Genomic DNA, 26,177 nt, shown 5'->3' with positions numbered 1-26,177 from the left:
AATATTTTGCTTCGACATTACCTTATAATCTATGTTTGTTTTCAGATATTGATCTGAACATGAAAAGACTTTACACGTTAACCCTACTGTTATTTCTTTCGTTGAGCACAATGGCTCAAACTAATGACAAAAACATAAGGCTTTCTGTTTTAAGAAAGGGAATTGTAGGCAAAACCTTTGTCTTCGGCAAATGGACAAAAGAAGGGGAAACACAAACAGATCTGACCTATTTGGGTGAGGTAAAAACCGATTCAGGTAAAGTTTACAAAGTAATGAACTCTATATGGTATTGGGGTTCATCACACAAGGCCACTTCCCGGATATTGATATTTGATGGGAATAATATATTTAAAGGCGATTATTATGTAACAGTGGTTAACAATCTTCCTACAAAACTGGTCAACAGAGAGATGATATTTGATAATAAAAATAATTTTGACTGTGATATCTCGACCTTGAGCAAAGTTAGTTTCAGGAAGGGAATACCCATGCAGTTTTTTAGAGCATGCAAAGGCAATAGCGGTGATATTTATTCTTTTAGTAAACCTTAGGACAAAATGCCCGTTGTATTTCTTATCATCAAAATGAGTTAACTTAAAATTTACTTGTTAAAATTGCGTTGTTAATTTTTAGCTGTGCCCGGGGCTATGATTTGGGCTGATTATTTTACATCTTTACCCAATGTTCAAGGAATTAAAGAACCGGTACCTAAGATATTTCGCGATCTTCGTTTACTTTATCATAATTTTTTTCTGTTCTATTGAACTGAACTTTCTATGGCTTTTTGGCTACTCGCCTGATATGAAGGATATTAAACAACCTTCCATGTCGCTGGCCTCAGAAGTTTACACCGCCGATGGCAAACTTATCGGCCGTTTTTATAAAGAAAACCGCTCTCCTGTTGAATATAAAGCCATTTCTCCTGATATCATCCATGCCCTTGTTGCTACCGAAGATGCCCGTTTCTATAAACATAACGGAGTAGATTTCATTGGTTTTGTAGGCAGTTTACTATCAACCGCAAAAGGCGACCGCCGTGGTGGCAGTACCATTACGCAACAGCTGGCAAAAAACCTTTTCAGCACACGTAAACGTAAATCGCAAGGTATTATAAGGCATATTCCGGTATTAAAAACTGTGGTGTTTAAATGTAAAGAATGGCTTACCGCTTTTAAGATAGAGCGCCAGTACAGCAAGGAAGAAATTCTTACCTTATACTTAAATACCGTCCCGTTTGGTAATAATACTTTTGGTATAAAAACGGCTACACTGCGCTACTTTAATAAGATGCCAAACGCCGTTACTCCTGCCGAAGCCGCTACGCTTATTGGGATGCTGAAGGCGACATCAACTTATAATCCACGCACTAACCCTACCCGTTCTATTGAGCGCCGTAACGTGGTTTTAAGCCAGATGGCAAAGTATGGTTATCTGAAACCAGAAGAGTTTAAAAAAGAAACTGCTAAGCCGATCGGTTTAGATCTGAGTTATATCGATAATACAGGCTCGGGCGATTCATATATCCGCCACGCGGTTGAAAAATGGCTGGACAAATGGTGCAAAGAGAACGGCTACGACCTTTACGAAGATGGCCTGAAGATCTACACCACCATCGATTCAAAACTGCAGCAATACGCCGAGGAAGCAGTAGACCAGAAAATGAAGATGCTGCAAAAGCGTTTTAATAATCTTTGGGGTAATAAAAACCCGTGGCGCGATAGTAAGGGTGTTGAGATAAAAGATTTTATCCTGAAGAACGAGCAACGCCTGCCTATCTACAAACTGCTGAGCAAAAAATATAACGGCGATACCACCAAGATCAAAGAATATTTTGAGAAGAAAAAACGTATGACGGTGTTTACCTGGAAAGGCGATCAGGATACTACCTTCTCTACTGTAGATTCGATAAAATATTACGCCAAAATACTTAACACAGGTATGATGACCATGGAGCCATCAACCGGTAAAATAAAAGTTTGGGTGGGTGGTATCGATCATAAATATTTTAACTATGATCACGTAAACCAGGCCAAGCGTCAGGCAGGTTCAACCTTTAAGCCTTTTGCTTACGTAACCGCTTTAGATAATGGCTTTACCCCTTGCGATAAGTTTACCGATAAACCGGTGACCATCAAATTTAAAGACCAGGGTAAAGATGATGTGTGGGAACCCAAAAATGCCGATTTCCATTTCTCGTACCGTGAAATGTCGCTGCGTTGGGCAATGGGCAAATCGGTTAACTCTATCACCGCACAAGTAACTGAACATGTAGGCTGGGATAAGATTGTTGATTATGCACACAAAATAGGCATAGAAAGTTATTTGAAATCGGTACCGTCGGTTTCCCTGGGTTCTAACGATGTTTCGGTTTACGAGATGGTACGTGCATACAGCACTTTCCTAAATAAAGGAGAAAAAGTAGATCCTATACTGGTAGAGAAAATTACCGACCAGGATGGTGACCTGATAAAAGAGTTTAAGCTGAAATCAGAACGCGTACTGAGCGAAGAAACTGCGTGGCTAATGCTTTATATGTTCCGCGGTGGTATGGAAGAACCGGGCGGTACTTCGCAAGCGCTTTGGGAATACCCGGGCCTTTGGAAAAAGAATAACCAGATAGGTGGTAAAACCGGAACCTCGTCAGACTATGTGGATGGCTGGTACATGGGTATCACTAAAGACCTGGTAACTGGTGTTTGGGTTGGTGCTGATGACCGCAGTGTTCACTTCACCTCGTCAGAAACCGGCGAAGGTTCACATACGGCGTTGCCGATATTCGGAGCATTTATGGAGAAGGTTTATGCCGATCCGAAATCCGGCTATACATACGGGCCTTTCCCAAAACCATGGAGTAAAATTACTAAAGAGTATAACTGTCCTTCGCCGATAATACGTGAGGAAGAGACATCAAGTGATAGTACTGAAATGCCAATGGACACCACCGCGACTCCCTCACCCGCGCCGGCTCCTGAAGAAGGTACTGCAGAAGGCAACCCGCCACCAACCACCTAAAAGGTTGCCGGCGTTTGTTTAAAGGCAGTGTTTTATTAAATTTAGCGTATCTATTTTTTCATTATTTATGAAGAGACGTTTCCCCTTTACCTTAAGCGTTAAACATGCTGTGGCTTTGCTATGCCTTGTTGTTTCGGCAATATTTAGTAACCCGGCAAAAGCCCAATACTTTGGCCAAAATAAGGTTCGCTATAAAAAGTTGGACTTTAAAGTTTATAAAACCCCGCACTTTGAGATCTATTATTACATGAAGAATGATAGTCTCATCAAACGTTTTGCTCAGGAGAGTGAGTTATGGTACACCCTGCACCAGCAGATCTTTCGCGATACGTTTAACAAACCCAATCCTATTATCCTTTACGCTAACCACCCCGATTTCCAGCAGACCACTGCCATTGACGGTGAAATTGGTGTAGGTACTGGTGGTGTTACCGAAGGTTTAAAGAACCGCGTGGTGATGCCGATAATGGAAACCAACCAAACCACGCGCCACGTGTTGGGTCACGAGTTGGTGCATGCTTTTCAATACCACACGCTGCTGGGGCGTGATTCATCAAATTTCGAGAATATAGGCAACCTGCCCTTATGGATGATTGAGGGTATGGCTGAGTACTTGTCCATCGGTAAAAAGGATGCCTATACCGCCATGTGGATGCGCGATGCTTATTTGAATAAAGATATCCCAACGGTTAAGGACCTTACCGAAAGTAATAAATACTTCCCTTACCGTTATGGCGAGGCCTTTTGGTCGTTCCTGGGTTCTACTTATGGCGATACCATCATCGTACCTTTCTTTAAGAACGTAGCGCGTTTTGGTTTACAATACGGTATCCGTCGCACATTTGGGTACGATGATAAAACGCTATCCAAACTTTGGCAAAACTCTATCATCAATACCTACAAGCCTTTCCTTAAGGATACCGTTCAGAAACCGGTTGGCCTCAGGATAATTGATGATAAGGTGGGCGGCGATCTCACAGTTGCGCCTTCTGTTAGTCCGGATGGCAAGTATCTGGCATTCTTGTCGTCAAAGAATTTGTTTAGTATAGATCTTTATCTGGCCGATGCTAAAACGGGGCGTATTGTGAAACAACTCACAAGTAAAACATCAAATACGCATATTGATGAATTTAATTTTATAGAATCGGCCGGTACCTGGTCGCCGGATGGTAAAAAATTTGCTTTCAGCGTTTTTGCCAAAGGGCGGAACCGGATGTTGGTAGTAAGCGTGCCGGATGGTCGCATACTTCAGGATATATCTATGGGCAAGGCCGAGCAATTCAGTAACCTTTCCTGGTCGCCGGATGGCAAGAGCGTTGTTTTCCAGGGGATGTCTGAAGGCCAAAGCGACCTATATTTATACAACTTTGATAGCAAGCAGGTTAAGCAGTTAACCAATGATAAGTTTTCAGATTATCAGCCAAATTTCTCAAAAGATGGCAAGCATGTCATTTACAGCAGCGACCGCGCAACTTATGATAAATCGCTTTCGCAGGCGATAACGTTTAATTTAGCCGAACTTGATCTGGAAACCGGAAAGGTTACCAATATCAACGTATTTGATGGGGCAAATAACTTAAACCCGCAATATTCGGCAGATGGTTCGCAGGTTTATTTCCTGTCAAACCGTGATGGTTTCCGCAACCTTTACCGCTATACTTTTGCAAGCGGTAAGGTGGAGCAAATGACAGACCTGTTTACCGGTATCAGCGGTATCACCGAGTTTTCGCCGGCATTAAGTGTGTCTAATAACGATGATGTGGTGTACTCCTATTATCGCGCTCAAAAATATTCTGTTTACAATGCAAAGGCTTCAGATTTTAAACCCGTAGCGGTTGAGCCGGGCGTCACTGATTATACAGCTGCTTTGTTACCGCCAACCAAAGCTGTTGGTGTAGATTTGATAAACAGCAACCTGAACAACTATCTTGCTTATCGTAAAATACCGGTTGATTCCATCCACGCAGTTGCTTACAAACCTAAATTTAAACTGGATGCACTGGCAAGCAGCGGCATTGGTGTTGGTGTAAATAGTGTTTACGGCGCAGGTTTATCAAGCGGTGTACAAGGCGTGTTTAGTGATATATTAGGCCGTAACCAGATCTATGCCGGTGCGGCAGTAAATGGTGAGATATATGATTTTGGTGCATCGTTCCTGTACCTTAACCAAAAGGGCCGCTGGACATTTGGTGCCGGCGCTTCGCATATTCCTTACCAGTCGGGTTTTTATAACGAGGTTTTTACCACAAAAACAATTGACGGAAAAAGTACGCCGGTTTATGAAACCCGTACAGATATCATCCGCACGTTTGAGGATGCGATACAAGGCGTAGCCTCATACCCTTTTTCCAGAACTTTAAGGGCAGAGTTTGGTGCTACTGCTTCAAGATACTCATACCGGGTTGACCGTTATGCAAGAGATTATAGTTACACTACCATTGTTGGCGATAACGGCAATCAAACCACACAGTTAAATGATCTGCTTGATGTATCAAAAAACAAGATCTCGCGAGAGCAATATTTTTCTGAAACAGGTATTGATTTGCGAGCTTTCCAGATCTATGGTGCAAGTGCGTCATTAGTGGGTGATGATTCTTACTTCGGCATTGCCGCACCGCTTGGCGGGCATCGTTTCCGTATCGAGGCCGAATATAACGTAGGTACCTATAAATTCTTCTCGCCTACTATTGATCTGAGGAAATATGTACGTGCAAGGCCGGTGACGTTCGCAGCGAGGTTATATGGCTATGGCCGTTTTGGGAATACCAGCAACAACTTGTACCCGTTATACGTAGGTTATCCATTCCTGATACGCGGTTACGAGGCGCAAACATTTTACAATGCCAACAGGCCAAATACTAATGGCTTTACTATAGATCAATTATCTGGTAACAGAATTGCGGTAGCAAACTTCGAGGTTCGTTTGCCGTTCACCGGCCCCGAGAAACTGGCGGCCATTAAATCTAAATTCCTGTTTACGGATCTGAACCTGTTCTTTGATGCCGGTTTAGCCTGGAACGGCGGTAACGAGATCAAGTTTCAGGGTGCCCCTGATGCTATTGGTCAGGCACCTCAGATGGATCAAAACGGCAACCCTGTTAAAGATGCCAATGGTAATGTTATAATGCAAACGGTTTATAATACCAACCAACGCGTGCCTGCACTTAGCGCGGGTATATCGCTAAGGATAAACCTGTTTGGCGCAATTATTCTTGAGCCTTACTATGCCATACCGTTTAACCGTACGGATGTTAAAACCGGCGTGTTTGGGTTAAACTTTACCCCTGGCTGGTAATTAAAAGAGAAATACGGGTGTGATTTCATTCACACACACAGTAAAAAGGCGGCTATATGGTCGCCTTTTCTATTATATAAATAGCTGAAAGCACTATTTATATAATTATATAAAGAGCAATTAAAAGAACGAACAGACCAGATTATGCAACCGCTCTTCTGGCTGGCTGTATTGATGGGCGGCTGTAAAGGGTTGGTCTCATCCTTTGGCCGCTTTCGTATTTTAAACCTGCAGTAAGATCTATCCAATCGGTATTTACGGCGCGTATCATTTTCTCTTTTTGCATGCGGGTAAAAGTGCTTACCACTTTAAAGCGTTCCATCGCTTGTTCTTCAGTATTTATTTCCTCAAAGTATACTAATCTATTTAGCTGTTGCGCACTATCAAAAAATAAGGTGGGCATATCACCATAAAACTTAATAGTTTTTAAAAGATCTGTGCACATTCCTACGTGTAAATTCTTGCGGTTTCTGTCTGTGATGATATATACGAACCTCTTCATTTGATAAAAAAATTTGCTGTTTAAATAATAATTGCTAACTTTATGAGCATAAAATTACTAAACATTTTAGCATTTCCAAATTTTTATGTCAAAAATTTCATCAAATATTAAATTTCTTAGGAAAAAGAAAGGGCTAACACAACAGCAATTTGCTGATCAGGTTGGTATAAAGCGCTCATTAGTAGGTGCGTATGAAGAAGAGCGCGCCGAACCTAAGTATGAATTACTAAAACAGTTAGCAATATTTTTTGATGTATCAATTGACGACTTTATTAACGAAACTATCGACGAAAAATGGGCGCCGAAACCAAAAGGCAATCCCGCAAACCTAAGAGTGTTAAGTATTTCGGTAGATAAAGATGATAACGAGAACATAGAGTTAGTACCCATGAAAGCCAGTGCCGGTTACCTTAATGGTTATGCCGATCCTGAGTTTGTGGCGCAGTTACCAAAGTTCTACCTGCCAATGTTTAAGCAAGGTACTTATCGTGCTTTCGAGATAAAAGGTGACTCGATGCTGCCTCTGCAATCGGGTACTATTATAATAGGTGAGTACCAGGAAAACTGGGCCGATGTAAAAGTTGGCGAAACCTACGTGTTCATCACCAAAAGCGATGGCGTGGTTTACAAACGTGCCGGCAATAAATACAAAGAAGGCCGTAAGATAAAACTGATTTCAGATAATACAGTTTACGATCCTTACGAAATTGACGCCGAAGATCTGCTTGAAGTTTGGAAAGCCAAAGCCTATATATCAACCAATCTGCCGCAGCCAACGCCCGAGCCTACTATGGAAAGTCTTACCAGTATGATGGCCCAGATGCAACGCTCTATAGCCAACCTTAACAATAAGGATGTTAACTAATTATAGCAACAATTAAGTTACATGCGTACAGGTTAAACCAAAGCGGTCTATCTTTATCATACTATCATTAAAAACTAAAAAATAATAGAGATGAAAAAGATTATGATGATCTGCTTGTTCGTTTTAGGCGTATCAGCAGTTAGCCATGCACAAGGCGGCCGTATGAGAATGAGCCCTGAAGATCGCGTTAAGCAATTGAAAGAAAGCTTGAAACTAACCGATGACCAGGCGACTAAAATTACTGCCATTTACCAGGCGCAGGCTAAATCAATGGACAGCCTTCGTAATGCAGGCGGCGATATGCGCAGCCAGATGCGCCCAATGATGCAGGCAACTAACGATAAAGTTAAAGCCATCCTTACCCCTGAGCAAGCTGCGGCATGGCAGAAAGAAATGGATGAAATGCGCGCCCGCAGACAGAACGGCGGCGGCGGCGGCCAATCCAACTAATTTTAATTAAAGCATATAAAAAAGCGGCCTTAGTGCCGCTTTTTTTATTTTAGCCAAAATTTACCTGATTTGTCAAAAGCATTAATATATCTCAGTTCCCGATTGGAGCAACGTGCTGCCGAAGGCTCCTTACGTACGCTTAAGCCTGAAAATGATCTGGTAGATTTTTGCTCTAACGATTATTTGGGTTTTGCGCATTCGGTAGAACTGAAAGAGAGCATCCGTAAAGAGATTGAAAGGTATGACGCCTTGAACGGCTCAACCGGTTCCCGACTGATATCCGGTAATCTCAACTATACAGAAGAACTGGAGAGTCAAATAGCTGCTTTTCACGGTGCAGAGACAGGTTTATTATTCAACTCGGGCTATGATGCCAATGTGGGGCTGTTCTCTTCCCTACCGCAAAAGGGCGATACCATTATACATGACGAGCTGATCCACGCTTCTATTATAGATGGCGCACGTTTGAGTCACGCCAACCGCTACAGTTTTAAGCATAATGATCTGGAAAACCTTGAGGCTAAATTGAAAGCTGCCAAAGGGAACTGTTGCGTAGTAGTAGAGAGTGTGTATTCTATGGATGGTGATGAGCCGCCTTTGCAGCAGATCATTGCTTTAACAGAACAATACGAAGCTAATTTAATTGTAGATGAGGCCCACGCCATCGGCCTCTACCCTGCTGGTTTGGTAAGCGAACTGGGTTTGCAGGATGAGGTGTTTGCCCGTGTAATGACCTTTGGTAAAGCTATGGGTGTACATGGCGCTATTGTTTTAGGGGGTGATGTGTTACGTAACTATCTTATCAACTTTGCACGTTCTTTTATTTATACCACGGCAGCGTCATTTCACCAAGTGGCATCAATAAAGATGGCTTATGAGTTTTTGGAGCGTTCGCAATCGGCTATTGACACATTGAAAACCAACATCAGGCTCTTTAAAGATCAATTAAATACATCTGCCCTCATAGATAGCAGCAGCGCAATACAATGCATCGTATTAGGCAGTAACGATAAAGCAAAAACTGCAGCTGCCGAATTACAGCGTTCGGGATTTGATGTAAAGGCGATAATGAGTCCTACGGTCGCTGCAGGTGCCGAGCGTATCCGTATCTGCCTGCATGCTTATAACACTGCCGATGAGATCATGAGATTAACATCAGCCATAAACAGAATAATTAATGAGTGATAAAATATTTGTGACCGGCATTGGTACCGGTATAGGCAAAACATTAATATCGGCTATTTTAGTTGAGAAACTAAAGTCAGACTACTGGAAACCCATTCAATCCGGCGATCTGCACGATTCGGATACTTTGAAAGTACAGAGTTTGGTAAGTAACGATAAAACAGTTTTCCATCCTGAAACTTACCGTTTAACCCAACCCTATTCGCCGCATAAATCGGCTGCTTTGGATGGGATTGTTATTGATGAGAAAGGCATCATCGCGCCAGAAACCAACAATACCTTATTAATAGAAGGCGCCGGCGGGTTGATGGTGCCGCTAAATGATAAGGCGATGATCATTGATCTGATAGCGCAGTTAAAAGCGGATGTGATACTGGTTTCGCAGAATTATTTAGGTAGCATCAACCATACGCTGTTATCTGTTGAAGCATTGAAAAGCCGTGGGATTGCTATCAGGGGTATCATCTTTAATGGTGAGGAGAATGCATCTACCGAAGAATATATTATTAATTACACCGGCTTAAAGCACTTAGGCCGCGTACCCGCTTTGGATGATGTGAACAAACAAACAATTATTGAGGCCGGTGCCCACATTTTGTTATAAATTAAGGATGTTTGCATAAACCATTTATACAGCATGAAAAACATTACAGTTATCGGATCGGGCACTATGGGGAATGGCATTGCGCATACTTTTGCTCAGAATGGATTTGCCGTGTCGCTGGTGGATATCAGCGAGGCTGCCCTGCAAAAAGCTCTGCAAACCATATCCGGTAACCTTGACAGACAGATAAAAAAAGGAACTATCGATGAGGCTGCCAAAGCATCAACCCTGGGCAATATAAAAACCTACACCGATGTTAAAGAAGGCGCAGCCAACGCCGACCTGGTTGTTGAGGCCGCTACTGAGAACCGCGACATCAAACTAAAGCTTTTTAAACAACTGAGTGAGGTTTGCAAACCTGAAGCTATCCTGGCATCAAACACATCATCTATATCTATCACAGAGATCGCCGCCGCAACAAACAATCCCGCTAATGTAATTGGCATGCACTTTATGAACCCTGTACCGGTAATGAAACTGGTTGAGGTGATACGCGGCTACGCCACTACCGATGCGGTGACTAAAACCATTATGGACTTATCGCGCCAGCTGGGTAAAGACCCTGTTGAGGTGAATGACTATCCAGGCTTTGTGGCCAACCGCATCCTGATGCCGATGATAAACGAAGCCATTTACACGCTGTTTGAAGGTGTGGCTGGCGTTAGTGAAATAGATACCGTGATGAGGCTCGGCATGGCTCACCCTATGGGGCCTTTGCAATTAGCTGATTTTATTGGTCTGGATGTATGCCTGGCTATATTGAAAGTGTTGCACAACGGCTTCGGTAGCCCAAAATACGCGCCCTGCCCGTTATTAGTAAATATGGTTACCGCCGGCCACCTTGGTGTTAAGAGCGGAAGCGGATTTTATCAATACACTGCAGGAAGTAAAGATTTGGTGGTGGCAGAGAAGTTCGCGTAGGCCGTCACTTTTTTCCGTTACGTCATTGCGAGGAGCTGAAAGCGACGTGGCAATCCTCAACTTACAGAGCGGATCTGCGTATTGAGGATTGCCACGCTATCGCTCGCAATGACGATTTATATTTTTCCTGATTCCTGACTCTTAACTTCTTGGATCTCTATCAAGGACTTAAACCATTTTCCGTTTCGTCTGTCTTATATTCCAAATCATATTACAGATGAAAACATTAGGAAAATTAGGTTTTATGGCAGCAATAGCGGGTTCGCTGTTTTTGTCGTCATGCGCAAGCGATTATTACGTGGCCGACCAGCCCGTTGAGCCTGTTTATACACGCCCTGCGGCGCCTTATGCCGGTGCATACTGGGTGCCCGGCGAATGGGTTTACCGCCGTAACCGTTACGTTTATGTAAACGGATATTACACCCGCGCACGCGCTAACCGCGTTTATGTGCAAGGTAATTGGGCGCGCACCAACCGTGGTTATACCTGGCGCGGGGGGCACTGGAGATAATCTAAAAGATACAAGAAGTTAGAATCAAGAAACAAGACTTAGCTTCAAACAAGAAAGTCCCTTGCTTATGGCAAAGGACTTTCTTGTTTCTTGACTCTTTTATCTTGATTCTGCCTTAAGCTTTACATCCTCTCCGGCACCGCAATTCCCAACAACTTCATGCCGCGTTTAATAACATTGGCTGTTGCCGCTGATAGCTGCATGCGGAACTTCTTTAGTTCTTCAGTCTCTGCCTGGCTTATTGATTTCTCGTGGTAGAACTTGTTATAATTCTTAGCTACCTCGTAAATATAATTGGCAATTAATGCCGGACTATGGCTTTTGGCTGCTTCTGCTATAGTTCCGGGAAACTTGGTAAGGTTAACGATTAAGTCGCGCTCTACACCATCTAATTCATTTACGGTTGTAGAAATCACACCTGCATATCCTGCTTTTGCCAATACCGATTTGATACGGGCATGCGTGTATTGGATAAACGGCCCGGTATGTCCCTGAAAGTCTACTGATTCGTTGGGGTCAAATAATAACCGTTTCTTAGGGTCAACTTTCAGCAGGAAATATTTTAAAGCACCCATACCAATGGTGTGGTATAACGTGTTTTTTTCTTCTTCAGATAAACCTTCAACCTTACCCGCAGCGTCGGTTTGTTCTTTGGCGGTATCATACATATCAGCCATTAGGTCATCAGCATCAACTACCGTTCCCTCGCGCGATTTCATTTTACCTGATGGAAGATCGACCATGCCATAAGATAAATGGTACAACCCTTTTGCCCAGCTTTTGCCCAGTTTATCAAGGATGAGGAAGAGTACTTTAAAGTGATAATCCTGTTCGTTACCTACCACGTAGATAGATTCATCCATGTGATAGTCGTTAAACTTCAGTTGGGCGGTACCCAGATCCTGGGTGATGTAAACCGAAGTGCCATCAGCACGCAGAACCAGTTTCTGGTCGAGGCCGTCTTCAGTCAGGTCTATCCAAACAGAACCATCTTCTTTTTTAAAGAATACGCCTTTCTGCAAGCCTTCTTCAACAATATCTTTCCCTAAAAGGTAAGTATCGCTTTCGTAGTAATATTTATCAAAGCTAACGCCAAGGGCTTTGTAGGTTTCTGCGAAACCTTCATACACCCAACCATTCATGGTTTTCCAAAGGCTGATCACTTCGTCGTCGCCGGCTTCCCATTTCTGGAGCATTTCCTGCGCTTGCTTTATAAGTGGGGCATTCTTCTTAGCCTCTTCTTCGGTCTGGCCTTCTTCAATCAATTCGGTTATTTGTTGCTTATATGCTTTATCAAACCAAACGTAATATTTACCGGCAAGATGGTCGCCTTTTAAGCCCGAGCTTTGTGGCGTTTCCCCATTGCCAAACTGTTGCCAGGCCAGCATACTTTTACAGATGTGGATACCCCTGTCGTTAACCAGGTTAGCTTTTACTACATCGTAACCAGCAGCAGCCAGGATCTCAGATAGCGAGAAACCCAACAGGTTGTTGCGGATATGCCCAAGGTGCAACGGTTTGTTGGTATTAGGCGATGAATACTCCACCATTACTTTTTTACCGTTAGGCTTTGCAACAGCAAAATCATCAGTAAGTATGGTGTTGTTCAATTGTGCCAGCCAGTAGCTATCGGCTATGGAAATATTAAGGAAGCCTTTAATAACGTTAAACGAAGCGATCTCCTGAACGTTGGCTTTAAGGTACTCACCTATCTCGGTGCCGGTTTGCTCGGGGCCTTTTCGCGATACTTTGGTAAACGGAAAAGTAACCACAGTAACCTGGCCGTCAAACTCCTTGCGGGTTTCCTGCAGGTTTACAGCATTAGCATCAATATCGGTTTGGTATAAGTCCTTAACGGCTTTAATAACAGCCTCAATAATAAAATCCATTGCGCAAAATTAACATTTTGTTTGGTTCATAGTTAATGGATGATAGTTCGTGGTTAAAGATAAACGACAAGGAAGTACCATGAACAATGAACCATCATCTATGAACCCCTCTCCTCTCAGCAAAATTCCCTAACTTTGTTAAGAACATAACTATTTATGCTGCCTGTAAATAACGATTTTAAGCTCGATGTAACTTCCGAAATTGGTAACCTTAAAGCATTGCTGGTACACAGCCCTGATAGCGGCCTGGGTAAAGTAGTGCCTTCAAAAGCACAGGATTGGCTGTTTGAAGATATTGTTCATTTGGATACAATGCGCCGCAAGGAGTACGACTATTACATTAAGTTATTAATGTATTTTCTTGACCCCGCCAAAATAAAAGGCCGCCTGAGTGAGATAGACAGTGCTGCTGCCGACCGTGCTTTTTTTAAGCCTGATAACGCAGGTTTCCATAACTCTGATAAAGTTATCGAGATACAAACGCTGCTGAGCGATATCCTGCAACAAACAGATATCCGTAAGAAACTGGTTGCATCAGTTTGTGCAATAGAGAACTGTACTTACCGCCTGCAGTTGCAATTGATAGATACTGATCCCGTTGAGTTAGCCAAGATATTTATCTCCGGTTCGCTGAATGATGATACCATGATATTTGCCCCCATCCCTAACCTTATTTTTACAAGGGATATAGGTATTGCCATCAATAACTTTATGTTGTTGAACAAGCCTGCAAAAAAAGCTCGCTCGCGCGAGACTTTGCTGGTGCGTTATGTATTCTTTAATCACCCGTTGTTTGCTGCTTATCGCGATAATATCCTGGAGATACCGGATACCGTGCAGCATTTCCTGCGCCCGGGTGAAGACCAGGAAGAAAAAACAACCCTTGAGGGTGGCGACGTAATGATGGTTAGTCCGCAGCATTTGATCATTGGCTGCAGCGAGCGTACATCGGTAAGTGGAGCTAATGAGGCCATCAAACTGCTATTCGCTAACAATGTGGTAAGCAAAGTAACGATAGTCAAAATTCCGCATAAGCGCGATTACATGCACATTGACACCGTATTTACGCAGGTGAAACGCAATACCTGGGTGATGCTGAAATCGCTGTCGATAACTGAACCGGAGCAATCAGAACACGAACCGATCAACTGGTTTGCTGATAAGAAAGATAAAGACAAGCCGGAGATAGTGCAGTTTGAGAAAGGCCAAAAGCCACGCACGTTTGATAACCTGGAAGATTTGCTGACCGATGTAAGCAAGAATGATCTGGGTTGCACAGGTGAGGTTAAATTCATTTACTCTGGTAACAACGAGTTCCCTTTTGATGCCCGCGAACAATGGACAGACAGCTGTAACCTGCTGGCCATTAAAGATGGCGTGGTACTGGGTTACGATCGTAATAACAAGACAGTTGAAGCTTTTAAAAAGAATGGTTTTAAAGTACTCAACGTAAAATCAGTTCTTCAAAAATTGGAGAACGACGAACTCGACCCGCAAACCATGAAGGATACTCTGATCCTGATGCCATCGGCAGAGTTATCGCGTGCGCGCGGCGGTTTTCACTGTATGAGTATGCCGTTGACAAGGGATACCCTTTAGTCACTGTGTCATTGGGTCATTGAGTCATTACCCAGTGGATACATCAAAATAATGACTCAATGACAGCGAAGCAAATGACTCGATGACTTCTCAAAGTACTTCCAACATATTAATGATTCGCCCTGTGGCGTTTGGTTTTAACGCACAAACGGCGGAAAGCAATGCTTTCCAAAACCGTGATGATGATCAGCAAGCTGTGCAGCAGAAAGCTGTTGAGGAGTTTGACGGCTTTGTTTCGGTATTAAGGGATAACGGTGTAAACGTTACTGTAATTAACGATACACCAGAGCCTCATACGCCCGATTCTATATTCCCGAACAACTGGGTATCATTTCATGAAAACGGCGATATTATTCTCTACCCCATGCAGGCCGAAAACCGCAGGCTGGAGCGCCGCGAGGATATCATCAGACAGTTGGAAGAAAATTTTGCTGCCAATCATGTTATTGATCTGAGTCGCTTTGAGCAGAAGAACGAGTTTTTGGAAGGTACCGGCAGTATGGTTTTGGACAGGGTGAACAAAGTGGCTTACGCTTGTCTCTCTCCCCGTACCAATGCTGAAGTACTGAAAGCATTTTGCGATTATACCGGTTATACTGCGGTAACTTTTGATGCATTTGACCAAAACGGACAAGCCATTTACCACACCAATGTGCTTATGGCTTTAGGTACGGCCTTTGCAGTTGTTTGTTTAGATAGCATAACTGATGCATCTGAAAAAGAGTTAGTTATTAAATCTCTGCAAAACGTAGGTAAAGAAATTGTTGATATCACTTTCGACCAGATGAACCATTTTGCCGGCAACATGCTGGAAGTGAAAAATGCTGCAGGTGAAACACTCGTGGTGATGTCAAAAGCGGCCTTTGATTCGCTAACGGTAGAGCAAAAAGCATCGTTGGAGAAGTACGGTAAACTGGTTTATGCGGATATTACCACTATTGAAACCAACGGCGGTGGTAGCGCAAGGTGTATGATGGCAGAAGTGCATCTTTCTTCGTTGGGTAATTGAGTCATTCGCTGCGTTGTAAATTGAGTCATTGAAATATCCGCATCCTGTCATTTCAAACGAGCGACAGCGAGGAGAAATCTTGTTATTGAGGCTTAACTGTTTGCTCGTCTTTGTCTAACAAGATTTCTCGTCGCCCCGGCGCAAAAGCCAACACTTCTGCTCGCTCGAAATGACATTGGTTATTAAGTTTGCATTAAAGCATCCTGTAAAAAGCCGTGTGTGCCTCTACAACAAAGCGCGTTAGGGATAGAAACGGATACCGGCCTGCGCCTAATGCCTGTGCGCGTATGAGTGGATAGCCCGACCGCAGGGAACGCCCAAATTGCTCCGCTTATGGGATGCCGAAACAAGCTCGGCATGACGAACCATAAACGAATACTTTGATCCTTAACAATCCCTTCACAAACAAATTACAATACGACAATAATTGCATCAAATATTTTGGTAAATAATCCGTTTAAAAATTACATTTTTGCGAAAAATATTAGAGAATGCAGAGTTACCAGGAATTTCTTGACCTTAGTGTTGGTTTCCCTCAGGAAGGTTTTGAGATAATAGAGGACGAATTATATTTTAACGACCTCAATTTGATGGAGATGATTGAAACGTACGGTACTCCCCTGCGCTTCACTTACCTGCCCATGATAAGCAAGAAGATACAGCAGGCAAAACTGTTGTTTCAGCAAGCTATCATAAAAAACAATTATCGTGGTAGCTATAAGTATTGCTACTGTACCAAAAGCTCGCACTTTAAGCATATTGTTGAAGAGGCCCTGCGTAACGATATCCACCTGGAAACATCGTCGGCTTTTGATATGCCGATGATCGATGCGCTGGAGAAGAAAGGTGCGTTAACCAAGGATATGACTGTTATCTGTAACGGTTTTAAAACTTTCCAGTACAAGCAGTATATTATTGATATGCTGCATGATGGTTTCCATAACATTATCCCCGTTCTGGATAACAAAGAAGAGTTTAATCTGTACGATGATGAGATAGAAATGGACACCCCTTGTAATCTGGGTATCCGTATAGCTGCTGAGGAGCAGCCCGATTCACAGTTCTACACTTCACGCCTTGGTGTGCGTATGGAAGATGTGATCGATTTCTATCACAATAAAATTGAGCAGAACCCTAACTTCCAGGTGAAGTTGCTGCACTTCTTCATTAATTCGGGTATTTCTGATACACCATACTACTGGAACGAACTGGAGAAATACGTAACGCTTTACTGTAAATTCAAGAAAGTTAATCCGCATTTGGATACTTTGGATATTGGTGGCGGCATGCCTTTCAAAGACTCATTGGTGTTTGATTTTGATTACGAGTACATGATCAACGAGATCGTGAGCCGTATTAAAGAGATCTGCGCCGAACATGATACCATTGAACCGGATATTATTACTGAGTTTGGTAAATACACAGTTGCCGAGGCATCTGGCATACTTTACAAAGTGTTGGGCCGTAAACAACAGAATGATCGCGAGAAATGGCTGATGTTGGATGGCTCGTTTATTACCAACCTGCCCGATGTTTGGGCTTTGAACCAAAAATACATCCTGTTGCCTATTAACAACTGGGATAGCGAATACGAGCGTGTTAACCTTGGCGGTATTACCTGCGATGGCCAGGACTACTACAACCAGGAAGCACACATGAACAGCGTGTTTATGCCAAAGACCCGTAAGGTGCAATACCTGGGTTTCTTTAACACCGGTGCTTACCAGGAAGTTTTAAGCGGTTATGGTGGTATCCACCATTGTTTGCTGCCGTCGCCTAAGCACGTTATTATCCGCCGAAACCGCGATGAGACGTTTAACTTTGAGGTGTTTGGTGAAGAGCAAAACAGTAAACAAGTACTTAAAATATTAGGTTATACAACCTGATCTTAAGCTTAAATATTTTACAAAAGCACTGCCCATAAGGTGGTGCTTTTCTGTTTTAAAAGCCCCACACAAAAAAGTGTTTAAAAAACTATACATTTTTTATATTAGCCGCAAACATTACGCCCATAATAGAGTTTACAACACATGGCTAAAATCTTAATCATTGATGATGAAAGGGCTATCCGCAGCACCCTTCGCGAAATACTTGAATATGAAGACTATACGGTTGAGGATGTAGATAACGGTGTTGACGGGTTAGAGATGATCCGCAAGAACGACTACGACCTTGTACTGTGCGATATAAAAATGAACCGCATGGACGGTATGGAAGTGCTTACCGAAGGCCTTACCATAAAACCTGATCTGCCTTTTATCATGATATCAGGCCACGGCACGGTGGAGACCGCTGTTGAGGCCAGCAAAAAAGGAGCTTTCGACTTTATCTCGAAACCGCCAGATCTTAACCGACTTTTAATTACCGTACGCAACGCGTTAGACCGCGGCAGCTTGGTTGTTGAAACCAAAACCTTAAAACGCCGCGTATCAAAAGTGCGCCCTATTTTGGGCGAATCGCAAGCGATTGCGCGTATCAAAGAAACTATTGACCGTGTAGGCCCTACTGATGCCCGTGTATTGGTTACCGGTGCTAACGGTGCCGGTAAAGAGCTCGTTGCGCGTTGGCTGCACGAAAAATCAAACCGTGCAAACGGCCCTATCATTGAGGTGAACTGTGCAGCTATCCCATCAGAGTTGATAGAGAGCGAATTGTTTGGCCACGAGAAAGGTTCATTTACCTCGGCTATTAAACAACGTATAGGTAAGTTTGAATCGGCAAGCGGCGGTACTTTGTTCTTGGATGAGATCGGCGATATGAGCCAGTCTGCACAAGCCAAAGTATTGCGTGCTTTACAGGAAAGCAAAATTACCCGCGTTGGTGGCGAAAAGGAAATTGATGTTGATGTACGTGTTGTGGCGGCGACAAACAAAGATTTGCTCAAAGAAATTGAAGACGGTAACTTCCGTATGGACTTGTACCATCGCCTAAGCGTTATTTTAATACACGTACCACCATTGATTGAGCGTAAGGATGATATCCCATTGCTAACCCAAAGCTTTTTAGAGGAAATTTGCAGCGAATACGGCATGCCAACCAAAAAGATCTCTGACGCGGCCCTTGAGGAAATGAAGAGATTACCGTGGACGGGTAACATCCGCGAACTGCGCAACATGGTAGAGCGTTTGATCATTTTGAGCGATAAGATCATTACTGATGGTGATGTGAGAGCTTTCGCCAACCCATCGGCACCGGCAACGGCTACTGCCGGCGAAACGGCTGCCGCAGCACCGCAAACCGATTACGATCAGTTCACCAACTTCCAGGAGTATAAAGATTACGCCGAACGCGAGTACATCAAGTTCAAACTGGAGAAAAACAACTGGAACGTATCAAAAACTGCAGACGATATTGATATACAACGAAGCCACCTTTACAGCAAAATTGAAAAATTTGGCTTAAAACGAGGCGAATAACATAAGAATTTTGGCTTTTAAAGCCCGGTAGCAATATCGGGCTTTTTTATTTTGATAAATTTGCATTATGGCTACATCCCCTATGAATATCATCCATCGTAAAGACATCAGCACCAAGCAAAAAGCGCTTACCATTAACCTCGACCCGAAGATCTACGGATCGTTTGCCGAGATTGGTGCCGGGCAGGACGTTGCAGCACATTTCTTTAAAGCAGGTGCAGCAGCAGGAACCATTGCCAAAACCATGTCGGCTTATGACATGATCTTTTCCGATTCCATTTATGGCGTACAACAAGCCCGCCGCTATGTAAGCGAATCTCGCCTGATATCGATGCTTAACCACGAGTATAGCCTGGTGATGGAGCGCCTATCGGCCATGCGCGGCGAAACCACTACATTTTTTGCCTTTGCCGCTACGTTCGCTGCACTGAACTATCATAAAACTAACGATGGCCACGGCTGGATGGGCCTGCGTTACCAAATGGAACCAAACGGCGAGTTTCATGATGTGATCATTCACGTAAACCTGCTGGATAACGATAATAACCTGCAGCAGCAAGCGGCAGGTATACTGGGCGTTAACCTTATGTACGCCTGCTTCTATTACAAAGATCATCCATTGGTTTTCCTTGAATCATTGATGGACGACCTGAGCCGAGATCGTATCCAGATAGATATGATTCGTTTTGAAGGGCCTGGTTTTGATAAGGTTGATAATCGTTTGATGAGCCTGCACCTGGTTACTTTAGGCTTTACTGATGCAGCCCTCTTTGGGCCGGATGGTAAAAATTTACAGCCATCAGAGGTATTGTATAAAAAGCATGTGGTGGTTGTTCGCGGTCGTTTCAGGCCGTTGATCAACGTGCACCTGGATATGATAAATACCGGCGTAGAGAAGTTTATGGCCGAGCCGGATATTGACCGTGATAAAGTATCGCTAATAACCGAGCTTACGTTGCAAGCCCTTAAAGAACGCGATGCTGATGACAGCGCTGAGATAGACGAGAAAGATTTCCTTGACCGTGTGGATATTCTCTGCTCATTAGGTCAAACGGTTTTGATATCAAATTTCCATCAATACTATAAGCTTGTTTCCTATCTCTCAAAGATCACTAAACTGAAGCTGGGCGTGGTATTAGGTTATCCCAACCTGGAGTATATTTTCTCTGAAAGCCATTACAAGAACTTGCCGGGCGGTATTCTTGAGGCGTTTGCTACGCTGTTTAGTCGCGAGGTTAAACTGTTTATTTATCCTACCCTGCGCGATGGCGAAATATGGAATAGTAAGAAATTCTCCCTGCCGCCGCATTTGATAGATCTGTACGAATATCTGTTGGTAAACAATAAGATAGAAGATATCGAAAACTACAACAAGAACAACCTGCAGGTAGAAACAGATAACGTTTTAGAGATGGTAAAAGCCGACCAGAAAGGCTGGGAAGAATATATGCCGGTAGAGGTTTCGGCTATGATCAAATTGAGGCATTTGTTTGGGTACGGAACAAAAAACGAGGAGAATTAAGTAGTTCTAATTCCTATCTTAGTACCCGAAAACTAAAATTACCTAACAACCAAACAATCATGAAAAAACTATCACTTTTGCTGGTAATGCTATGCTTTGCCTGCACCTCGTTTGCGCAAATGAGCAAAGACCAAATTGTGGCCGAATGGCAGCGCGCAAAAAAGTACACTCAGGCTTATCTGGATGCTATGCCTGCCGATGGTTACACATTTAAAGCTACACCTCAGGTAAAATCATTTGCCGAGCAAATGCTTCACATTGGTGATGCTAACTATTTCTTTTTAAGTACCATAAGCGGTAAAGAAAGCCCTATGGGTAAAACCTCGTTAGAGAAAACCACCCAACAAACTAAAGAAGAAGTTACCAAAGCGGTAATGGCCAGCTACGATTTCGCTATCAGCGCTATCCAGGGCATGACCGAAGATCAGTTTAAACAGGAAGTAAGCATGGGTAAGGATATGAAAATGCAAAAAGGCCAGTTATTGGCTAAAGCATTTGAGCATCAAACTCACCACCGCGGTCAAACTACGGTTTACATCCGTTTAAAAGGTGTAACTCCGCCCAATGAAATGTTGTTCTAACCAATAGATAAACTATTATAAAAAAGCCACGTTCTTAAAAAGTACGTGGCTTTTTTGTTGCCTAACGCGTAATTTAGTCTCAGATTATTAATCCGCTCATGACTGTATCTGCCTGCTATAAGTATCTCTTGCCCCTTTCTGTTTCTTTAATGAGTTTCTCGCGGTGCCGTTCGCAACAGCCGCCTGTTAAGCTGGTGAAGGATACCATTAATATTGTGGCAGATAGGCCCTTTTCAAGAGCAGATACAGCCGGTAAGGTTCCGCTGAAAAATATGTTCGGTATAAATGCTTACGAATGGAATTTTCTGGAGAATCCTAAAGCGCCTAATGACCGCAATCATATCTACGAGGATAATATGGCGATTATTAAAAGCTTCAGCGCGGTACGCCATTACATGAACTGGAACAAGCTGGAAAACACCATGGGCGATTATACTTACAATCCCACCAATAATGGCAGTTGGTATTATGATGTCATTTACGAGCGATGTAAACAAGATAGCATACTGGTGGTGGCCGATTTAAAAAATCTGCCTGTTTTCATGATGAACACCTATCCGCAGGAAGATCGCGATGATGAGAATGTGCCGGCGTATTATAAAGCAGACCGTAGTAAACCGGCGTCGTACATAGATCAGGCGCGCACTGCGTTTCAGTTTGCGGCAAGGTATGGCTCAAATACACAGATTGATGCTAAACTGGTTAAAGTTGATAGCAGACCAAGGTGGAATAACGATGTGGTGAACACTGTAAAAATTGGTTTAGGTTTGGTTAAATACATTGAATGTAATAACGAGCCCGACCGCTGGTGGAAAGGCGATAAGGCTACCCAAACACCTGAAGAGTATGCTGCAAATCTCTCTGCATTTTATGATGGACATAAACATACCCTCGGTGCAAATGCAGGCGTTAAAACTGCAGACCCTAATATGCTGGTTGTGATGGGTGGTTTGGCTACCGCCGATGTAAATTATGTGAAACGCATGGTGGCTTGGTGCAAACAAAATCGTGGTTTAAAGGCTGATGGCAGCGTTGATCTTTGCTTTGATGTAATCAATTATCATTTGTACGCCAATAATGGCAGCGTGTTTACCCACCAGCGTGCAAGTACCGGCGTAGCACCCGAGTTAACCGAAAGCGGCCGTGTTGCGGATGGATTTGTTGCTTTGGGTAAGAGTTTAAAATTACCCGTTTGGCTCACCGAGACAGGTTATGATATCAATCCCGAAAGCTATCAGCATGCGCCTGCAATCGGGAATAAGTCAGCATTGCTTACACAGGCCGACTGGATACTGCGTACCTCGCTCCTGTACATGCGTCATGGTATCGATCGTTTGTTCTTTTACCAGTTATTTGATGCCGTGGCCAACAATCCTGGCCAATACATGACATCCGGCCTGGCCGAAAGCCCTAAACGCCGACCCGCTGCAGATTATATCCTGCAAACCAATAAACTGATGGGTAATTACAAATATGTTGGTACAACTAATGCCGACCCATTGGTTGATAAATATCAGCTTGGTAAAAGAATTATCTACGTGTTAACCATACCCGATCAAAAAGGCAGAACGGCAGATTACACGCTTAATATCGGCAAAAACTCAAAAGCTGTTTTGTACAACTTAAAAGCTGGCGCTGATGATATGGACAAAAAAGAAATAAAAGCCGAAGGTGGTAAACTGAAAATTACGGTTACAGAAACTCCACAGTTTGTTGAGATAAGAGAGTGATTGTGGTTTATTGTAAATAGATTTCCTCAGCCGCTCCGGCCGGACTATCGGGATCAAAGTACAATTTGCAGGAAGTACATATACCGTTAAAATCTTTTGTACTACCATCCTCTTTGTAATCAGTCTCTAATTTGAGGTTTTTCCTTTGATCATATTTAATATGGTACTCTAATTTCCCGCTTTTTAGATAATGCCATTCTTCGTAGACTCCTGCGTTCCAGTCAAGATAAGCTTTTGATTCCACGTTTCCTTTGTAGCCAAATATTTCGCGCTGGTAGCTTCTTCCATCTTTGCTGAAGACCTCATGATATTGAATCTCCTTATCCCAATGTTTTAAGCTTCTGAGAGAGTCTAACAGTTTAGCAAAATAGGTAGAGTCGTGGTCATGATCGCCAAATAACGGTTCCCGGTTATTCCTCATCTGGTAATTTAAATACCAAGCGTGCTCTGCAGTATCCTGATACCTTGTTATCTCCTTCTTCAATCCGTTCCGATATTTGGTCAGCGATAGCAGATGGCCTGAAGTATCATATATTCGGCGGGTACCGGCCCTGATACCGTTTTTAAAATCTTCTGTTAAATATAGCTTTCCATCAGGATAGTAAATTGAACGTGTGCCTTCCAGCTTACCCTTCACAATTTTCTGCTTTATCTCTGGTTTGCCATCAGGATAAAATAGTGTATTTGAAATGTCACCATTAAATGAGTGGTTGTAAATAGTTCGCAAAACATCCAGTTCTTTGATACCACGAAACCAGTTCCAGTCTCTAAAGCCTGTTATGTCTCTGTACTTCGTGCTGTAACTGCACCTGGATACGTAGGTTTTGCCGTAACGCTCGTAACCAAAAAGCAACCATTCCTCGCCGGTGTTTAGAATCATATTACAATCGGAACGGTATGAGGCATCAATAACAGCATCGGTAATCTTTCCCTTAAAAAGCTCTTTTACTTCAACATGAATAATGCTGTCGGTACGCAAGCTCATAAATTTGTATTTCTCATCTAATGGCGCGGTTTGTTTTATCTTAACCAACGCTATAAAGCTGTTGTCTTTAAGATCATCTTTTGATTTAAAAGCAGGTTGCATGAAACACGAGCAGGCGAATACATTGATGTTTAGTAAAAGAAAAATCGCGGTAATTATAGCTTTCATGATGTGATCGGTTTTTCAAAGGTCTCCTAAGTTAGTAAATCGCTTATTTGATAACAATTTATCCGCTTAAAAACGTATTTTTGCGGCTGAATGAAGCACATCCGTAACTTTTGTATTATTGCACATATTGACCACGGTAAAAGTACCCTTGCCGATAGGTTATTAGAATACACCAACACCATTACCCAACGCGAAGCACAGGCCCAATTACTTGATGATATGGACCTTGAGCGTGAGCGTGGTATCACCATCAAAAGCCATGCTATCCAGATGGATTACGAGCTTGATGGTCAGAAATACGTTTTAAACTTAATTGATACGCCGGGCCACGTAGATTTTTCGTACGAAGTGTCGCGCTCTATTGCAGCTTGCGAAGGCGCCCTGCTTATTGTTGATGCATCGCAAGGTATACAGGCGCAAACCATATCAAACCTTTATCTCGCTTTAGAAAACGATCTGGAGATCATTCCTGTTCTGAATAAAATGGACCTTCCGGGCGCTATGCCTGAGGAAGTTAAAGACCAGATAGTTGACCTTATCGGCTGTAAACGCGAGGATATCCTTGCTGCATCGGGTAAAACCGGTATGGGGGTGCATGATATTCTGCGTGCCGTTGTTGAACGCGTCCCTGCTCCTGTCGGCGATCCGGATGCGCCATTGCAGGCTTTGATCTTCGACTCGGTATTTAATTCTTTCCGTGGTATCATCGCTTACTTTAAAGTGGTTAACGGTGAGATCCGTAAAGGAGATAAAGTAAAATTTGTGGCTACAGAGCGTCAGTATAATGCTGATGAGATAGGAACCCTGAAATTGAACCAGCTGGCTAAAGATGTGATCAAAACCGGCGACGTAGGTTACATTATATCGGGTATTAAAGAGGCTAAAGAGGTTAAAGTTGGTGATACTATTACCAATGTTGATCGCCCTTGTACCGAAGGTATCCAAGGTTTTGAAGAGGTAAAGCCAATGGTATTTGCCGGTATTTACCCCGTTGATACCGAGGATTACGAAGAGCTTCGCGAATCGATGGCGAAACTTCAGTTAAATGATGCCTCGTTGGTGTTTGAACCAGAATCATCTGCGGCTTTGGGTTTCGGTTTCCGATGTGGTTTCCTGGGCATGCTGCACATGGAAATTATCCAGGAACGCCTTGAGCGCGAGTTTAATATGACGGTTATTACTACCGTTCCCAACGTATCATACATAGCTTATACAACCAAAGGCGAAGAGTTGCTGGTAAACAATCCAAGTGACCTGCCCGATCCAAGCAAGATGGATTTTGTTGAGGAGCCATTTATTAAGGCTACCATCATTACCAAATCTGAGTTTGTAGGGCCTGTGATGTCACTTTGTATCCAGAAGCGTGGTATGATCATTAATCAGTCGTACTTAACATCTGACCGTGTTGAGCTGGTGTTTGAGATGCCAATGGGCGAGATCGTATTTGATTTCTACGACAAGCTAAAAACTATCTCTAAAGGTTATGCATCGTTTGATTATCATCAGATAGGTTACCGCCAATCAGACCTGGTAAAACTGGATATCCGCTTAAATGCCGAGCCGGTGGATGCATTATCATCATTGATACACCGCAGTAACTCTTATGATTTTGGTAAAAAGATATGTGAGAAACTGAAGGAGCTTTTACCACGCCAACAGTTTGAGATCATTATACAGGCTTCTATCGGTGCAAAAATTATTGCCCGCGAAACGGTAAAAGCCATGCGTAAAGACGTAACCGCTAAATGTTATGGTGGTGATATCTCGCGTAAACGTAAACTATTAGAGAAACAAAAAGCAGGTAAAAAACGCATGCGCCAGGTAGGTAACGTAGAGATACCACAAAGCGCGTTTATGGCAGTTTTGAAACTGGATTAATAATATTTGAACCAAGAGTCAGGAATCAAGAGGCAAGACCGGTTGAGTTTTTTGC

20 protein-coding genes are annotated in these 26,177 nt (G+C 43.1%); 17 read left to right on the top strand and 3 right to left on the bottom strand.

The window, feature by feature from the left end:
- The first annotated feature begins 59 nt into the window (after positions 1–59).
- The 3 genes from D0C36_RS01420 to D0C36_RS01410 all read left to right on the top strand — a co-directional run bounded on the left by D0C36_RS01420 (position 60) and on the right by D0C36_RS01410 (position 6,307).
- Positions 60–551 carry a hypothetical protein gene (locus D0C36_RS01420; protein WP_117389808.1) on the top strand — a complete coding sequence of 164 codons (492 nt, stop codon included), beginning with the start codon at positions 60–62 and terminating at the stop codon, positions 549–551.
- Between the two features lie 130 nt (positions 552–681).
- Positions 682–3,012 carry a penicillin-binding protein 1A gene (locus tag D0C36_RS01415; protein WP_117389807.1) on the top strand — a complete coding sequence of 777 codons (2,331 nt, stop codon included), beginning with the start codon at positions 682–684 and terminating at the stop codon, positions 3,010–3,012.
- A 67-nt stretch (positions 3,013–3,079) separates the two neighbouring features.
- Positions 3,080–6,307: a DPP IV N-terminal domain-containing protein gene (locus D0C36_RS01410; RefSeq protein ID WP_117389806.1), complete on the top strand. Its 3,228-nt coding sequence runs from the start codon at positions 3,080–3,082 to the stop codon at positions 6,305–6,307.
- A 142-nt stretch (positions 6,308–6,449) separates the two neighbouring features.
- Here the strand turns inward: D0C36_RS01410 and D0C36_RS01405 are convergent, their stop codons facing one another.
- Positions 6,450–6,710, bottom strand: coding sequence for a GIY-YIG nuclease family protein (locus D0C36_RS01405; protein ID WP_317126747.1), 261 nt, complete (start codon positions 6,708–6,710; stop codon positions 6,450–6,452).
- Between the two features lie 184 nt (positions 6,711–6,894).
- On the opposite strand from D0C36_RS01405, the gene D0C36_RS01400 reads away from it, so the two are divergent.
- From D0C36_RS01400 to D0C36_RS01375, 6 genes are all read left to right on the top strand, one after another.
- Complete coding sequence (locus D0C36_RS01400; RefSeq protein ID WP_117389805.1) at positions 6,895–7,674, top strand: XRE family transcriptional regulator; 780 nt, start codon at positions 6,895–6,897, stop codon at positions 7,672–7,674.
- A 90-nt stretch (positions 7,675–7,764) separates the two neighbouring features.
- Positions 7,765–8,124 (top strand): Spy/CpxP family protein refolding chaperone, encoded by a 360-nt coding sequence (locus D0C36_RS01395; RefSeq protein WP_117389804.1) that lies wholly within the window; start codon positions 7,765–7,767, stop codon positions 8,122–8,124.
- Positions 8,125–8,193: 69 nt separating this feature from the next.
- Positions 8,194–9,309 (top strand): aminotransferase class I/II-fold pyridoxal phosphate-dependent enzyme, encoded by a 1,116-nt coding sequence (locus D0C36_RS01390; protein WP_117389803.1) that lies wholly within the window; start codon positions 8,194–8,196, stop codon positions 9,307–9,309.
- The gene (gene bioD, locus D0C36_RS01385) at positions 9,302–9,913 is read left to right on the top strand and encodes a dethiobiotin synthase (protein WP_117389802.1); all 612 of its coding nucleotides are present in this window, start codon (positions 9,302–9,304) and stop codon (positions 9,911–9,913) included. The genes D0C36_RS01390 and bioD overlap by 8 nt, the downstream gene beginning before the upstream one ends.
- Positions 9,914–9,946: 33 nt before the next feature.
- Entirely contained in the window at positions 9,947–10,834 is an 888-nt protein-coding gene (locus D0C36_RS01380; RefSeq protein WP_117389801.1) for a 3-hydroxybutyryl-CoA dehydrogenase, read from the top strand.
- 217 nt (positions 10,835–11,051) lie between these two features.
- Positions 11,052–11,345 (top strand): hypothetical protein, encoded by a 294-nt coding sequence (locus tag D0C36_RS01375; RefSeq protein WP_117389800.1) that lies wholly within the window; start codon positions 11,052–11,054, stop codon positions 11,343–11,345.
- 122 nt (positions 11,346–11,467) lie between these two features.
- Here the strand turns inward: D0C36_RS01375 and argS are convergent, their stop codons facing one another.
- A complete protein-coding gene (gene argS / locus D0C36_RS01370; protein WP_117389799.1) occupies positions 11,468–13,234 on the bottom strand; it encodes an arginine--tRNA ligase in 1,767 nt (588 codons plus the stop codon).
- A gap of 156 nt (positions 13,235–13,390) precedes the next feature.
- Between argS and D0C36_RS01365 the strand changes: the two genes are divergently transcribed.
- The 7 genes from D0C36_RS01365 (at position 13,391) to D0C36_RS01335 (ending at position 23,091) form a co-directional block, all read left to right on the top strand.
- Complete coding sequence (locus D0C36_RS01365) at positions 13,391–14,833, top strand: arginine deiminase family protein (RefSeq protein ID WP_117389798.1); 1,443 nt, start codon at positions 13,391–13,393, stop codon at positions 14,831–14,833.
- A 112-nt stretch (positions 14,834–14,945) separates the two neighbouring features.
- The gene (gene ctlX / locus D0C36_RS01360; protein WP_199501944.1) at positions 14,946–15,842 is read left to right on the top strand and encodes a citrulline utilization hydrolase CtlX; all 897 of its coding nucleotides are present in this window, start codon (positions 14,946–14,948) and stop codon (positions 15,840–15,842) included.
- Between the two features lie 491 nt (positions 15,843–16,333).
- Positions 16,334–17,728 (top strand): arginine decarboxylase, encoded by a 1,395-nt coding sequence (locus D0C36_RS01355; protein WP_117389796.1) that lies wholly within the window; start codon positions 16,334–16,336, stop codon positions 17,726–17,728.
- A gap of 144 nt (positions 17,729–17,872) precedes the next feature.
- A complete protein-coding gene (locus D0C36_RS01350; RefSeq protein ID WP_117389795.1) occupies positions 17,873–19,258 on the top strand; it encodes a sigma-54-dependent transcriptional regulator in 1,386 nt (461 codons plus the stop codon).
- Positions 19,259–19,325: 67 nt separating this feature from the next.
- Positions 19,326–20,780 carry a TonB-dependent receptor gene (locus tag D0C36_RS01345; protein ID WP_233524382.1) on the top strand — a complete coding sequence of 485 codons (1,455 nt, stop codon included), beginning with the start codon at positions 19,326–19,328 and terminating at the stop codon, positions 20,778–20,780.
- A 59-nt stretch (positions 20,781–20,839) separates the two neighbouring features.
- Positions 20,840–21,361 (top strand): DinB family protein, encoded by a 522-nt coding sequence (locus D0C36_RS01340; protein ID WP_117389793.1) that lies wholly within the window; start codon positions 20,840–20,842, stop codon positions 21,359–21,361.
- Positions 21,362–21,510: 149 nt separating this feature from the next.
- A complete protein-coding gene (locus tag D0C36_RS01335; protein ID WP_117389792.1) occupies positions 21,511–23,091 on the top strand; it encodes a hypothetical protein in 1,581 nt (526 codons plus the stop codon).
- Between the two features lie 7 nt (positions 23,092–23,098).
- On the opposite strand, the gene D0C36_RS01330 is transcribed toward D0C36_RS01335, so the two are convergent.
- Positions 23,099–24,244: a hypothetical protein gene (locus D0C36_RS01330; RefSeq protein WP_117389791.1), complete on the bottom strand. Its 1,146-nt coding sequence runs from the start codon at positions 24,242–24,244 to the stop codon at positions 23,099–23,101.
- A gap of 90 nt (positions 24,245–24,334) precedes the next feature.
- Here D0C36_RS01330 and lepA point away from each other — a divergent pair, with 90 nt between their 5' ends.
- Positions 24,335–26,122 (top strand): translation elongation factor 4, encoded by a 1,788-nt coding sequence (gene lepA / locus D0C36_RS01325; RefSeq protein WP_117389790.1) that lies wholly within the window; start codon positions 24,335–24,337, stop codon positions 26,120–26,122.
- Positions 26,123–26,177: the final 55 nt, after the last annotated feature.

Origin of the sequence: Mucilaginibacter conchicola (assembly GCF_003432115.1) — a bacterium.
Classification (GTDB): Bacteria; Bacteroidota; Bacteroidia; order Sphingobacteriales; family Sphingobacteriaceae; genus Mucilaginibacter; species Mucilaginibacter conchicola.
Note: the sequence above shows the minus strand (reverse complement) of the source record. Positions and strands in the feature narration are given on the sequence as shown.

Coding starts and splice junctions, on each gene's coding strand:
- D0C36_RS01420 (WP_117389808.1), top strand. CDS start 60: ATGAAAAGACTTTACACGTTAACCCTACTGTTATTTCTTTCGTTGAGC.
- D0C36_RS01415 (WP_117389807.1), top strand. CDS start 682: ATGTTCAAGGAATTAAAGAACCGGTACCTAAGATATTTCGCGATCTTC.
- D0C36_RS01410 (WP_117389806.1), top strand. CDS start 3,080: ATGAAGAGACGTTTCCCCTTTACCTTAAGCGTTAAACATGCTGTGGCT.
- D0C36_RS01405 (WP_317126747.1), bottom strand. CDS start 6,710: ATGCCCACCTTATTTTTTGATAGTGCGCAACAGCTAAATAGATTAGTA.
- D0C36_RS01400 (WP_117389805.1), top strand. CDS start 6,895: ATGTCAAAAATTTCATCAAATATTAAATTTCTTAGGAAAAAGAAAGGG.
- D0C36_RS01395 (WP_117389804.1), top strand. CDS start 7,765: ATGAAAAAGATTATGATGATCTGCTTGTTCGTTTTAGGCGTATCAGCA.
- bioD (WP_117389802.1), top strand. CDS start 9,302: ATGAGTGATAAAATATTTGTGACCGGCATTGGTACCGGTATAGGCAAA.
- D0C36_RS01380 (WP_117389801.1), top strand. CDS start 9,947: ATGAAAAACATTACAGTTATCGGATCGGGCACTATGGGGAATGGCATT.
- D0C36_RS01375 (WP_117389800.1), top strand. CDS start 11,052: ATGAAAACATTAGGAAAATTAGGTTTTATGGCAGCAATAGCGGGTTCG.
- argS (WP_117389799.1), bottom strand. CDS start 13,234: ATGGATTTTATTATTGAGGCTGTTATTAAAGCCGTTAAGGACTTATAC.
- D0C36_RS01365 (WP_117389798.1), top strand. CDS start 13,391: ATGCTGCCTGTAAATAACGATTTTAAGCTCGATGTAACTTCCGAAATT.
- ctlX (WP_199501944.1), top strand. CDS start 14,946: ATGATTCGCCCTGTGGCGTTTGGTTTTAACGCACAAACGGCGGAAAGC.
- D0C36_RS01355 (WP_117389796.1), top strand. CDS start 16,334: ATGCAGAGTTACCAGGAATTTCTTGACCTTAGTGTTGGTTTCCCTCAG.
- D0C36_RS01350 (WP_117389795.1), top strand. CDS start 17,873: ATGGCTAAAATCTTAATCATTGATGATGAAAGGGCTATCCGCAGCACC.
- D0C36_RS01345 (WP_233524382.1), top strand. CDS start 19,326: ATGGCTACATCCCCTATGAATATCATCCATCGTAAAGACATCAGCACC.
- D0C36_RS01340 (WP_117389793.1), top strand. CDS start 20,840: ATGAAAAAACTATCACTTTTGCTGGTAATGCTATGCTTTGCCTGCACC.
- D0C36_RS01335 (WP_117389792.1), top strand. CDS start 21,511: ATGAGTTTCTCGCGGTGCCGTTCGCAACAGCCGCCTGTTAAGCTGGTG.
- D0C36_RS01330 (WP_117389791.1), bottom strand. CDS start 24,244: ATGAAAGCTATAATTACCGCGATTTTTCTTTTACTAAACATCAATGTA.
- lepA (WP_117389790.1), top strand. CDS start 24,335: ATGAAGCACATCCGTAACTTTTGTATTATTGCACATATTGACCACGGT.